This window comes from Paenibacillus amylolyticus (genome assembly GCF_051136285.1).
Taxonomy (GTDB): domain Bacteria; phylum Bacillota; class Bacilli; order Paenibacillales; family Paenibacillaceae; genus Paenibacillus; species Paenibacillus amylolyticus_F.
Genome location: NZ_CP194938.1, coordinates 3,337,062 through 3,349,314 on the forward strand (window position 1 = coordinate 3,337,062; position 12,253 = coordinate 3,349,314).

The following is a 12,253-nucleotide window of genomic DNA, read 5'->3' on the forward strand; positions in this document are numbered from 1 at the left end:
CGCTCATCCCGCTCTCGCAGTTGTGACCTGATCCTTCTATGACCCTGAACTTCCGATCCTAACTACTCCTTCAATCCCGTCATCGCCACACCCTCAATGAAACGCCGCTGCGCCAGGAAAAAGACGATCAATAGAGGCACCGTCGCCATCACGGTTGCACTCATCAAATACTGCCAGGCTGTGCCTACCTCATCCGTGAACAGGGACAACCCCAGCGGCAACGTCATTAGCTCTCTTGAATTAATAAAAATCAACGGATCAAAGAACTCATTCCAGCTCGTCACAAATGTAAAAATAGTCAGAGTCGTCATGCCCGGCTTGGCAAGGGGAAGCATAATCTGCCAATAAATCCGAAATCGGCTACAGCCATCAATCATTGCCGCTTCCTCCAGCTCGGTGGGCACAGTAATAAAAAACTGCCTCATTACAAAGATGCCGAACACACCCCCCGCACCAAAGATCGGCAGTAAAATTAGCGGAAGTTGCGTATCAATCCACCCCAGCTGCCGCATAAACAGAAACATCGGAATCGCTGTGACTTCATGTGGAATCATCATCGCGCTCAGTAAAATGAGAAAGACCACATTCCGTCCCTTAAACGGAATCTTGGCAAAAGCATACCCCGCAAGCGAAGCAAAAAACACCGTGCCAAGCACCACCAACGCAGAGATATACACACTATTCCCGTAAAAACGGTGAAACGGAATCAATCGAAACACATCGATATAATTCTGAAATTGCAAGCTGTCCGGTATCCACTGCGGCGGATAGGTAAATATGCTCTGCGGTTCCTTGAGGGATGTCGAGACCATCCAGATCAACGGAACAATCATGATCAGCGAAACTAACGTCAGTATCAAATAGGTGCCAACAGCAGCCCCGAATCTCCGGCCTGTCAACCTAGGCATCGCCTTCACCAAACACCCACCTCTTTCGGAGCTGCCATTGCAGCAGCGTCAGAATCAGCACAATCAGGAACAGCACATACGCAAGGGACGATGCATAGCCGAACTGAAACAGCTTAAATGCTTTTTCCCAGATGTAATAGACCAGAACTTTCGTGCTGTTGCTCGGCCCGCCTTGGGTCATGACATAGATCTGTCCAAATACTTTGAGCGACCCGATGACGGTCATCACTACGGTCAGAAATACGGTCGGCGTGATCATAGGCAGGGTGACGTTGAAAAAAGAAGCCCTTCTGCCTGCGCCATCCAGTGTCGCCGCTTCGTACAGGGAACGCGGGACTTGCTGAAGTGCTGCAATGAACAGCACCATGTTCAGACCGACATTTTTCAGCACACTCGTCACAATGACCGCAGGCATTGCCAGGTTCGGATCATATAGCCAAGCAGGGCCTTTAATACCCATCATCAGCAACAGCTGATTGATTAACCCCGACTCTGTTGCATACATCAACTTCCACACGATGGCCCAGACAATTAATGATGTCATAACCGGGACAAAAATGGCCGTTCTAAAAAGGCCGATCCCTCGAATGCTTTTGGATAAGAGCAGGGCGAGCAGCAAAGCGAGTACGATATTCAGCGGCACCAGACCTGCCGTAAAGTAAACCGTATTGCCAAGCACTTCCCAAAACATGGCGTCCGTCATAATATCCCGGTAATTGTCCAGTCCGATATAATGGTGATCCCCGAGCAGCGGCCAATCCGTCAGGCTCATATAAAACGCAAGCCCCATCGGGAACAGAAGTAGCAAAGTAAAGCCCAGCACCATCGGTGAAATAAACAACCAGCCAGCAATCTGCGCTTCCCTGGCGAGCGGCCCTCCGCGTCTCCGCTTTTTGGATCGGCTCACGAGCTATCCCTCCCTGAACCCGAACCATCCGAAAGTTTCGTGAGAACGGAAGGAGTGGCAGGAGTGGCAGGGTCAGAATGTCCATCAACACACGATTCTGATGCAAATTGTTCCGACCCCAAAGGCTCCTTTTGTCCCAGACGATCTATTGCATTGCGGAAGCTACTCACCGCTCTACGTAGTTCATCCTCCGTTTTGCCTGTAACGATTGCCCCCAGCATAATGGCCTTGATGCCGCTATGGTGAAGCACGGGAACATCCTCCGGCACCAGCTTGCGCTGGGAAGGAACCAATACCGGTACCCCGGCCTTCAAGACCAGCTGCCGATAATGAAGCACGTCCGCGAAGCTGAGCGGGGTGCCGTATTCTTTGCCGGGTACAATCGAAGCCTCCAGTGCAGTAAAACCGAAGTGTGCAGCGGATGCCACCAGAGCCGCATCATACGCGTTGTTAATCGCGAACGTAGATTCCAGCCCATGGTCTTGCAGCATAAAAGAAGGTAGATGATGTGCATAGATGGAGTAAAAATCAAAGCCTATACCCGCCAAACGCTCCACATCTTCTCTGCGTGTCCCTTCAATACTGCCGGATGGCACAACGCCGAACGGACCACCGAACTCCGAGCGGATTGCCCGAAATACCTCGGTGTATTCATCCAGCGAACCAAAATGGTTGCCGCTTGCGCGATGGCCCACATTATAGTGCACCTTCAGAGCATCCGCCCCTTCCTCCCATGCCGCCCGGGCCAGTGCGAGATCATTCCCGGGCAGACTGACGATGAGCGACAGCGATTTTTGCTCCAGCATAGCCTGCAGTTGACCTGTCTTTTGCACATGCTGCTTAGCCCAAAGTTGACCGACTTGATGTGAATGTTGCGGGTTCTGGGAGTTCTGCGGGTTCTGCCAACTCTGAGAATGCTGCATCTGTTGTGACTCCTGTGTCTGTTCCGTCCTCTGCGACCGCTGCTGCATCTGCTCCGTCTGCTGACCCTTCTTCATGTCTTTCACCTGGTTCATCCCCTCACTTCTCTCACTCTTTCACACTCTGTCTCTCTTCAGGGCTGCAATATGTGCTGCACTTCGGTCTGCATTTGTTTCAAATTATCCTCTGGCGAAGCTGTACGGGCGAATAAACGGTCAAACCCTTGCAGTACCGCGTTATCAATATCCTGCCAGCGGATATGTCCTGGAATCAGTCGCGCTTTTGGCATTTCATCAATGACCGCCTGCACGATATGCTCTTTGCTCGGGTTGTTCGGCTGCTGGATGAAGGCGTCGGAGTTCAGCACCGAAGTACGCGCAGGCACAAAATACGTCGCGGTTGCTTGCGTTCCCTGTTCACTGGCAAAATACTTCAGCAATTTCTTCGTTTCCTCCGGATGTTTGCTATCCTTAAACATCGCATAGCCTGCCTGCCCCAACATCGGTACGCTGCCCTGTGAGCCGGACGGCATAGGTGCAATACTCCATCCAAAATCCTTGATCTCCCTTGCTTTGGACACATAGCTGTAGTTATCGAAGAACATGCCCACATTGCCTGCATCAAAGCTCACCTGCTCGCCCGCTTTCGGGTGAGATTCGTCGGTAAACATCATGCGCTCCAGCATGGCAAAGGTCTGTACTCCGTACTCATCATTCCAGGTAAACGCTGTCATATCTTCGTTGAACGGCCCGCTTCCGTTAGACCAGGAGTACGAAGATAACACTGCCCAGGTCTTCCAGTCTCGAAAAAAGTTAGCCCCATAGATGCGATTCGCCGCATCCTTGCTGGTTATCGCTTTGGCAGAAGCCTCGAACTGCTCCCACGTCCACTCGCCTTTGGCAGCCAGCGTATTCGGATCGGTCAGCCCAGCCTTGTCGAAGAGCGTTTGATTATAAAACATCACCACAGGCGGTGTGGAAAACGGCAAGCCTAACAGTTGATCTCCCTCACGGAAGAGATCCAGCGTGCTGGGAATGTAATCGTCCAGCTTAAATTGTGCATCATCCTTGAACGCCGACACGTCGGCCAGGATGTGATTGGACTTGAACTGCGGTATCATACGTTCCGATACCCAGGCCAGATCAGGGAGCGAGCCGCCAGCAGCAAGCACCGATATTTTCTGCTGATAATCGGCAAACGGGACCGATTCCATCGTCACCTTGATGCCCGGATTTTCTTTGGTAAAGCCATCAATCAGCTTGTTGTACACATCAATGTGTGCCTGATTACCCCACATCATGAACTTCAGCTCTACCTTGTCTTTCTCTCCGCCAGAGGCGCTAGAATTCCCGCCCGTATTGGTACTTGTGCATCCAATTAAAGCTGTGATCATAAGTGCGAGAATCAGCATCAGTCCTGCTTTTTTCATGGAAATCCCCCTTGTGGACGTTATCGTATTCCTGTGCCACCCCAGTATATCGAAAGCACTGCTCACCCCTAAATCACGTCAGTTGCAGAAATGGTACGGTTTTTAAAGAGGTTTTCTCGTGGCTCCTAGCCCTGTCCTCATACAGCACTCGTCTAAATGCTCTCTATGCTTTGCTCTTTCAAACGCTCCAAACCAAGAGGCATTGCACTAGTGCTAATTTCTTACCTTTACTCTCTGTTTGTCACTCCCCACGCTGCACACCATATCCATCACGATACTCCCCAGCCGTACACCCCATCTGCTGTTTAAAAACCAACATGAAATGTTTCGGACTCTGATACCCGGATAACCGGGCAACGTCATAGATTTTGAGTCCGGTGTTGACCAGCAGCCATTTGGCCCGCTCCATTCGTGCCTCCGCAATATATTCGGAATAGTTGATGCCCGTCTCGGTTTTGAACAGCTGGCTCAGATACGTCGGGTTCAGATTGACCAGTGAAGCAACCGTCTGGAGCCGCAGATCACCATCGGGATGCTGGTGGATGTACTCTTTCACGCTGCGAATAATTTTCCGTGGTTCCCCGTGATCCAGCTCTGCTACGCCAGTAGGTTCTGAAACAGGAAGTGTGGAGCGGCCGGATCTGCGGTCCAGCAACGATTGCATTTTTTGCAGACATTTCACCAATTCATGACGTTCGATTGGCTTCAAAAGAAAACTTAATACCCCGTGTTCCATCGCCCTGCGTGCATATTCGAACTCCCCGTATCCGCTGATGATAAGCATCAGCAGATCAGGGTACATCTCTCTCGCTAATGAAACCAACGTCAATCCATCCATCTCGCGCATACGGATATCCGTAATTAATACATCCGGCACTTCACAGCGCAGTACCTCCAATGCTTCGGCTCCGCTTGCCGCTTCCCCCACCACCTGAAACTGAGGGGATGCCTGTACAATCAACTCTCGTAATCCCTGACGAATCACCGTTTCATCCTCCACAAGCAGCACTTTATACATGCGTATCAACCCCCTTTCCGTTGAAGGTGAATGGATAAGGTAACAACCAGCCCTTGCCCGGGACTGCCATCCACACTTAGTCCGCTGTCTTTTCCATACACCAGATACAGCCTTTGAGCGATATTGTGCAGCCCCAGACTCTCCCCGGCATGACGATGCAATATGGGATTAGCGGGTGGGTGCACGTTTTGTCCAGAAACGGTCTGTCCAGAGATAGAAGCATTTAACCGATCCAGCTCCTCCTGTTCCATTCCTTTGCCGTTATCCCGAACACTGATGAGCAGTTCCTGATCGAATAAAACGGCAGATACCCAGATCATACCTCCCGTGCCGCTGCCTGCTAGCCGTCCTTCGATCCCATGGCAGATCGCATTTTCCACCAGCGGTTGCAGGATCAGTTTGGGAACAAGACAGTCGTTGACTTCTTCATCCATGTCATAAATCATCTCCAGTTCACCGTTGTAACGTACTTGCTGAATTCGTACGTAAGAATCGACAAACGCCAGCTCTTCCCTCAGCGTCACCATGCGATCTGCCTTATCAATGGTGTATCGCAGTAGCCTGCCAAGTGCTGTTACCATGGCAGATACCTCGGTATGTCTCTCACGGACAGCCATCATGTTGATCGACTCCAGTGTGTTGTATATAAAATGAGGGTTCATCTGGCTCTGTAGCGCCGACAGTTCTGCTTCCCGTTCCTGAATTTCTAGCATATACACCTCATGGAACAGACGATGGATCTCCTCCATCATGCGGTTAAATCCCCTGCTGATCTGCCCCAGTTCATCACTGCTGTATTGAGTAACCCGCTGGCTGAAATCACCCTGCTCCACCCGAATCATATGATGTTTTAGACGTATAAGCGGACGTGTGACCCTATACGATACGAGTACGGCGAGGATCGCTACAGCCGCCATACAGAGAAGGGCAAGTCCCATCGTAAAGGTCAGCATCTCCCCCGACTCCTTTTGAATGACCGTAATTGGCGTCAGGCTGATCACAGACAACCCCGAATATTCTGAATGATGCCTTACATGGAGGTAGGAACGTCCATCCAGTTCTATCTTCTGATTGTTTGCATAATCCTGAAGCTTTCCATGGGATAACAAAGGAGCATAAGCGGACAACCCGTCTGTAGACGTTTTTTCAAAAATAAGACGTTGCTGGCTATCCACGATCATCAGACTTGCTTTTTGCTCAAAATTCAGGTTGGACAGCAGTTGTCCAAAGGCCTCCAGCCGGATATCGATCAAAATGTACCCCAGCCGCTGGAGCGTCCCTGGATCACGCAGCTCTCTGCCTACGGTGATGTATTCCGCTTCCTGACCACTTACGTAGTAGCCGGGAACATGTTGAGGAAGCAAGTGCCATATGCCTTCGGTGCCCCTCAGCTCGGAAAACCATTTCTCTTGGCTACCGTCCCAGACAGGCCTAAGCGCAAGGGAGTCCAGATTGGAGAACAGAATGCCGCTATTGCTGATCAGATGAATGCCTCGAATCTCTGGCCGATCATAGGCTTGAGCTGACGTATACAGCTTCATTTTCTGATAATCATCCGACTTGGCCCACGTCCCTGAACCCATCGAACCATCGTACTTCCTCAGGATGCCAAGGACGGTCTCGTCATAGAGCGGCAAGAGCGACAACCGCTCAAAATCCTTGAGCATTCGGTTCAGATTTGTGTTGATCTGCCGCACCATATCAATGGTGAATTGCTCTGTCTTCCGATCCAGCGTCTGTGAAAAATGAGCGTAGCTCATCACCCCCTGCAAGCTAAGCGGCAAGAGCGTCAATGCCAGAAAAAGCACTAGCAGCTTGGAGCGCAGGTTTATGCTTTTTCGGATTGAACGGAAATCACGCAAGGATTGAAAAGCACATCTAAGACAACTAGAACAGATCGAACAAATTACCCGGATACAGTTCATCGTCCTTTCTGCCATTCACTTGTCCCCCTCCTTCGTTTCATTGTATGAGACCTCGCTGTTGTTCAATGAAATGGTTCCATCCGTTGGAGCAAACAGATGCATCCATTCCAGGTGAATTGAGGTCATCATATTCAGTTTAGAGATGTCGCGACGATCCTGTAAGCTATGGATTTAGTAGGAAATTTGAAGAGGAAGTGGATGGAGGGCTATTATGGGGGTAAGTTGGGGGAGTGCGATTTATCTTTCGGAAAACATTAATAAGCCGAATGCAATTTTGCAGTCGGCTTCTTTTTGGTCACATCAAAAAACCGACTGCATTAAGCAATCGGTTGTCTCTTCATCATATGTTTATATTGGAAACGATAATATTCATTGATTAGCTCATCCAAAACCATGGACTGCTCGAGGACTTTGTTATCCTGCATGCCATGATTCTCCGCCAACCGACGTAACTTCTGCCTATCATGTTCAATTCGATCTTTGATTTGCAACGGTTCACTCACAGCATACACCCCCTCTTTGTATAACATAATAGGATAGATTGCCAAAAAATTCATATTTTGTTCCTTTGCAAAATTTAATGTTTGCTTGCAGGGGTTTAATTTCATAAGTTTAGTATTTTTAAAAATGCCCATTACTCAAAAACACCTACAACATATGGATGCACGATCTTTTGTTATATCTACATATCGTGATCCATCCATCTTCACTAGAAATCACAAACTATGATTTAGATGATCCTTATGTTTTTGTTCCTACTTGATTCAGAAACGCCAAGTCAGGATTCACCCCATCACCCATTTTTATAAATGTCTCATATGATCCGCTAAAGGTGATTTTACCTTGATGAATGAAACCCATTGATGTCGAATGCAATCATTAGTCATATCAACCAGATAATTTCTAATTGCCGCGATGATATCCAACATAAATAGCTTGTATGGTATAATATTCCTATCAACAGAATGGCTAATATGGGTGGTCGGCTAGTCTCCTGCAAAGGAGGTGATGCCTGTGGCGATTGAAACGGTATTGACGTTGATGATCAGTTTTGCGGGGTTTATTGTAACCTTGATTGGACTGATTGTAACTATTGTCATTGCCTTAAATAATCAAAACAAAAAGAAATAGACCGCCCCAGCTAAGGTAATGGTCTATTTCAGCTACCTATGCACAGCCACCGCCCTTAGAAGCGGCTGTTGTAAAGAGTAGGGATGTTAGCGCATCCTTGCTCTTTTTTTATTATCTCCAGTTTAGCACATTTTGTTGCACAAGTTAACTCTTTACTGGTAATTATTGTCGCTCGTTTTTGAGTAAAAGGGAAGTGGTATAAGCATGTAGATAATTTCCTTCTCATCAGGGATACCTTGTATTTCTAGCGGACGTTTAATCACATTAGCGATCAGATCAAATAATGTCGTTTTGCCGGAACCATTTTTTACTGCTACAATTTAGAAAACAGGACTGTCCCTAGCCAATTTTATGACTTATGGGACAGCCCTGTCTTAATTATTTCGTAATGAATTTGCTAAATACAACATTAACATCCCTAAAAATATCAATAATATTCCTTCAATTTTATATGACCAAATCTCTGAGTTTATGAAACTACCAAAGATATCAAAGGTATCAGACTTTACATTTTGGTATTCTGCAAAGACCAACATAGCTTTGTCCATACCCCAATCAGTACTTTGAGCAATAAACTGAAATCCAATAACAAATAATACAATAGAACAGATAAGGGGAACTAAGAAATTCATTTTACTTTTCAAATTTAAATTCTCCTTTAGTAATATAGTATCGCTATTGTATACGTTATCAAATTACCGAAATTGTGAAATTAAGTCTAGTCATTAACCAATGGTATCTTGCCAGTAAAAGTATAACTCCGTTGGTTCTTTACATTCATAAGTACCATTAATATGAGTAAGCTATATATTTTGCTAATGACTACAAGTGCTTTTTATAACATATTATGTTTTGCATAATATTGTAAAAATAATTCTTTAGAAAAGCGTTACATTCTGCCTTCTCTAGGATGTGAAAATAAAAAATAGCTTTTCCCCTCTCCACCCTCGGTTCAAATTAAAGATGAGTAACTTCGTTTTTGAAAATGGAGTAACACCTCTCCCTACTTCACCTGCTCCAAAAACGCCAAGTCAGGATTCACTCCATCTCCCATTTCAATAAATGTCTCATATGATCCGCTAAAGATGATTTTACCTTGATGAATAAAATGCAGAACACATTGGATATTTGCAATATCCTGCAAGTGATGGTTCGAGACCAGTACAGTGCACTCATTATGGAGTGCCAGCTTTTCAATCCTTTTTAAAATATGATAACGCATCTCCGGATCGATTCCCGCTAGTGGCTCGTCGAAGATGTACAATTTCCTCTTCATTAATGTGATAGCCAAAATACACAGATAACGCCTCTCCCCAACAGATAGTTGTCCAAATTCCATATGCCATACACGCTGTACCAATTCAATCTCAGCTGGACTCATAGCTTCATCTGTATAAGGTTCGTTGTTCACTTCAATACGGTTGGAGTGATCGGAATACAGGAAAAAACGAAAGAGATCCTTAGCCTTCAAGGTTAAAGGAAATAACAAACCCTGCAGCTGGTAGATAATCTCCTTCTCATCAGGAATACCTTGTATTTCTGGCGGACGTTTAATCACATTCGCGATCAGATCAAATAATGTCGTTTTGCCGGAACCATTTTTGCCAATGATCATATTCACGGTTTGTTCGGGAAACTCCACATGTAAATGATCCAGATTTTGACGAGAGGCTTTGGGATAAGAAAAGTTCAAATCTTCAATTTTAATCATAGATCCTCCTGCTATGTCCGATGTGTTCTGGATATGACTTTCACAAACTTGAGTGCGATAAGTCCGCAGGTAACATAACAAAGTGTGATGAAGCTCATGTTGATCAGACTCAAATGTGGGAACGGGCTATCCATAAACCATTCTGCTAGTAAAAAAGTTAGATTTCTTACGTATTCCATAGGGTTGATGAACACCAGAAGTAGACCATACTCTGTTGAATACGCCAGTCCCTTTGCTGATAGAAAAAACATGACAAGTAAGCTCATACTGATCACCGCATTCAGCGACTCCTGCCTTACCGGAAGAAGCATGAGGATAAGCGTTAATAAAATGACCATTATAGATCCCAATATACAGCTTGTTAAAGACACGGCGAGAAACAAAGCAACCTGTCCAAAGCTATTCAGGAATATCACTCCCGATACTAGCGAGAACAGAAGAATGGTCAAGAACAGAAAACCAATCTGGTTCAGAGCTTTTCCCCAGATAATAGGATATTTACTACCCGAGATAAATTTGAACATTTTGAAAAAACCGCTCTCCCTTAAAGAGATCAGTTTGGTCGTCACATCGATGGACATGACAAAAATAATATATGAAACAAATACACTGGTCTGAATGTAAAATTCATTGATCTCAGGCCCCTGAGTAAACCATTGATAATTAAAGATAAAAAAAGCAATGAGGGGAAATAACAAATACCATACGAATGCTACTTTGTTGCTTAACATCATTTTAGTAAACAGCCGGAAGTATTCACGAGTTATTTTCAAAAAACAACCTCCAATTTATCCATTGTTACATGCTGTATTGAAAGTTAACGCAGATAAATATATTCCAATTATATGATATTTTTCTAAATATTTTATAGTATTTCTATCAGAAATGTTATTAGATACAGTCAACTTCTATCAAAAAGATGAATTCATACAATATAGAGCCCAAAGATTGCTCTATCTTCTTGAACCATTTTCAAATATATGTTAATTTAACTACATAGAATTACATAGTAGGTGGTGTATAAGTTGAAGAATGAAATGATCAAAGGATATATCGATGGTATTGTGCTCTCGATTCTGAGTCAAAGGGATGCATACGGGTATGAGATATCTCAATATATTAATCAAGTCACCGATGGAGCATTTCTGCTCAAGGAGGGTACGCTGTATCCTGCATTAAAGAGGTTGGAGGCCAATTCTTACATTGAAGGCTACTGGGGTGAACAAGAAGGTGGGCCTAGACGAAAATATTACAGGATAACAGAAGAAGGACAGCTTCGCCTGAAAGCAATCAAAACCTCATGGGAACAAAATACACATATCATTAATATTTTTTTAGGAGGAACGGCGAATGGACATTCAATCCTATTTAGACCAAGTTTTTAAGAATTCATTCTTATCTAAACGAGAGCGTAGCGATTTAGCCGAAGAAATGGCTACTCATTTACACTCCTCCAAAGAGCATCATGTTAATGAGGGATGCACTGAAGAACAAGCTACCACAAAAGCTATACAGTCATTTGGCGATCCGATCAGCATAAGAACTCAATTGACTCAAGAGACTTACGGTCTATCAAGTAAACTGATCCTACAGTTTATAATCATGAACTTAATCCTATATTTTAGCTCCCTGTTCGCAGGATTAGTGCTTCATTATTACGATGCTCATAACAGAGTGATCGAACTTTTCCCTGTAGTCTTTATTACTCTATGTGCCTTGAGCAGTGCCTTACTGCTGACTCGCAAAAACACTGATCGTTGGTGTCTATTGTCCGTTCCCATTTTATTTGGATTAGGATATTTGCAGACATATCTGGGCCTTTTTATAAACATGTTTGGTGGCCTCGATTCATTTACGCTTTTTGAGAATTTATTTTTCAGCGGCGCTTATGATTTTTCAGGGCGCAATAGTTTCATGCTTATTGGTGGTCTGATCCTAGCTGTTCAAACACTCATATTGTTTGTTATTAGCAAAAATATCTACATCGCTTTGATGCCCTTCGCCTTCTCTATCTTGTATACAGTTTCTCATATGGTCATTTTCGGATCATATTATCTGTTCTTTGGGGATCATTTTAGTTCATCTGTCACCAATGGATACAACGTTTTCACCGCTGGCAACATTCAACGTCTTTCCGATATCGGTGTGAAATTAGGTATGTTTCTTGTATTGCTTTTCACTTTAAGTGCATTGAAAAAGCTGATCTTTAAATCTAAGCTTCAGGCTGGATGAGTTGGAATGACAAATGAGATTGAATAAAAAATAAGCCGCTTGTAATTATAAGAGCTGGCTTATTTTCCATG

At 45.0% G+C, this 12,253-nt stretch carries 13 protein-coding genes; 3 read left to right on the forward strand and 10 right to left on the reverse strand.

Translation table 11 applies throughout. The annotated features are described in order from the left end of the window. Positions 1 to 62 precede the first annotated feature (62 nt). The 7 genes from ACR8BL_RS14560 to ACR8BL_RS14590 all read right to left on the reverse strand — a co-directional run bounded on the left by ACR8BL_RS14560 (position 63) and on the right by ACR8BL_RS14590 (position 7,611). Positions 63 to 908, reverse strand: a complete 846-nt coding sequence (locus ACR8BL_RS14560) for a carbohydrate ABC transporter permease (protein ID WP_434753128.1) — start codon at positions 906 to 908, stop codon at positions 63 to 65. Beyond that, the gene (locus ACR8BL_RS14565; protein WP_434753129.1) at positions 901 to 1,734 is read right to left on the reverse strand and encodes a carbohydrate ABC transporter permease; all 834 of its coding nucleotides are present in this window, start codon (positions 1,732 to 1,734) and stop codon (positions 901 to 903) included. Before ACR8BL_RS14565 ends, ACR8BL_RS14560 begins: the two co-directional genes overlap by 8 nt. A gap of 77 nt (positions 1,735 to 1,811) precedes the next feature. Continuing rightward, the gene (locus ACR8BL_RS14570) at positions 1,812 to 2,822 is read right to left on the reverse strand and encodes a hypothetical protein (protein ID WP_434748338.1); all 1,011 of its coding nucleotides are present in this window, start codon (positions 2,820 to 2,822) and stop codon (positions 1,812 to 1,814) included. Positions 2,823 to 2,869: 47 nt separating this feature from the next. Continuing rightward, positions 2,870 to 4,165, reverse strand: coding sequence for an ABC transporter substrate-binding protein (locus ACR8BL_RS14575; protein WP_434748339.1), 1,296 nt, complete (start codon positions 4,163 to 4,165; stop codon positions 2,870 to 2,872). 241 nt (positions 4,166 to 4,406) lie between these two features. Next, positions 4,407 to 5,183 (reverse strand): response regulator transcription factor, encoded by a 777-nt coding sequence (locus ACR8BL_RS14580; RefSeq protein WP_434748340.1) that lies wholly within the window; start codon positions 5,181 to 5,183, stop codon positions 4,407 to 4,409. A gap of 5 nt (positions 5,184 to 5,188) precedes the next feature. Continuing rightward, the gene (locus tag ACR8BL_RS14585) at positions 5,189 to 7,123 is read right to left on the reverse strand and encodes a sensor histidine kinase (RefSeq protein ID WP_434748341.1); all 1,935 of its coding nucleotides are present in this window, start codon (positions 7,121 to 7,123) and stop codon (positions 5,189 to 5,191) included. 302 nt (positions 7,124 to 7,425) lie between these two features. Then, the gene (locus ACR8BL_RS14590) at positions 7,426 to 7,611 is read right to left on the reverse strand and encodes an aspartyl-phosphate phosphatase Spo0E family protein (RefSeq protein WP_342553902.1); all 186 of its coding nucleotides are present in this window, start codon (positions 7,609 to 7,611) and stop codon (positions 7,426 to 7,428) included. 511 nt (positions 7,612 to 8,122) lie between these two features. Here ACR8BL_RS14590 and ACR8BL_RS14595 point away from each other — a divergent pair. Then, positions 8,123 to 8,239 carry a putative holin-like toxin gene (locus ACR8BL_RS14595; protein WP_222592206.1) on the forward strand — a complete coding sequence of 39 codons (117 nt, stop codon included), beginning with the start codon at positions 8,123 to 8,125 and terminating at the stop codon, positions 8,237 to 8,239. 374 nt (positions 8,240 to 8,613) lie between these two features. Here the strand turns inward: ACR8BL_RS14595 and ACR8BL_RS14600 are convergent, their stop codons facing one another. The 3 genes from ACR8BL_RS14600 to ACR8BL_RS14610 all read right to left on the reverse strand — a co-directional run bounded on the left by ACR8BL_RS14600 (position 8,614) and on the right by ACR8BL_RS14610 (position 10,723). Beyond that, positions 8,614 to 8,883 (reverse strand): hypothetical protein, encoded by a 270-nt coding sequence (locus ACR8BL_RS14600; protein ID WP_434748342.1) that lies wholly within the window; start codon positions 8,881 to 8,883, stop codon positions 8,614 to 8,616. A 359-nt stretch (positions 8,884 to 9,242) separates the two neighbouring features. Continuing rightward, positions 9,243 to 9,950, reverse strand: coding sequence for an ATP-binding cassette domain-containing protein (locus tag ACR8BL_RS14605; protein WP_434748343.1), 708 nt, complete (start codon positions 9,948 to 9,950; stop codon positions 9,243 to 9,245). A gap of 11 nt (positions 9,951 to 9,961) precedes the next feature. Next, positions 9,962 to 10,723, reverse strand: a complete 762-nt coding sequence (locus tag ACR8BL_RS14610) for a hypothetical protein (RefSeq protein ID WP_434748344.1) — start codon at positions 10,721 to 10,723, stop codon at positions 9,962 to 9,964. 243 nt (positions 10,724 to 10,966) lie between these two features. On the opposite strand from ACR8BL_RS14610, the gene ACR8BL_RS14615 reads away from it, so the two are divergent. Both ACR8BL_RS14615 and ACR8BL_RS14620 read left to right on the forward strand, forming a co-directional pair. Then, positions 10,967 to 11,335 carry a PadR family transcriptional regulator gene (locus ACR8BL_RS14615; RefSeq protein WP_434748345.1) on the forward strand — a complete coding sequence of 123 codons (369 nt, stop codon included), beginning with the start codon at positions 10,967 to 10,969 and terminating at the stop codon, positions 11,333 to 11,335. Next, a complete protein-coding gene (locus ACR8BL_RS14620; RefSeq protein ID WP_434748346.1) occupies positions 11,301 to 12,182 on the forward strand; it encodes a permease prefix domain 1-containing protein in 882 nt (293 codons plus the stop codon). The genes ACR8BL_RS14615 and ACR8BL_RS14620 overlap by 35 nt, the downstream gene beginning before the upstream one ends. The last annotated feature ends 71 nt before the right edge of the window (positions 12,183 to 12,253 follow it).

Bases quoted from the DNA above. Each gene is read 5' to 3' on its own strand.
- ACR8BL_RS14620 (WP_434748346.1), top strand. From the start codon at position 11,301: ATGGACATTCAATCCTATTTAGACCAAGTTTTTAAGAATTCATTCTTA.
- ACR8BL_RS14560 (WP_434753128.1), bottom strand. From the start codon at position 908: ATGCCTAGGTTGACAGGCCGGAGATTCGGGGCTGCTGTTGGCACCTAT.
- ACR8BL_RS14605 (WP_434748343.1), bottom strand. From the start codon at position 9,950: ATGATTAAAATTGAAGATTTGAACTTTTCTTATCCCAAAGCCTCTCGT.
- ACR8BL_RS14565 (WP_434753129.1), bottom strand. From the start codon at position 1,734: ATGGTGCTGGGCTTTACTTTGCTACTTCTGTTCCCGATGGGGCTTGCG.
- ACR8BL_RS14575 (WP_434748339.1), bottom strand. From the start codon at position 4,165: ATGAAAAAAGCAGGACTGATGCTGATTCTCGCACTTATGATCACAGCT.
- ACR8BL_RS14585 (WP_434748341.1), bottom strand. From the start codon at position 7,123: ATGGCAGAAAGGACGATGAACTGTATCCGGGTAATTTGTTCGATCTGT.
- ACR8BL_RS14580 (WP_434748340.1), bottom strand. From the start codon at position 5,183: ATGTATAAAGTGCTGCTTGTGGAGGATGAAACGGTGATTCGTCAGGGA.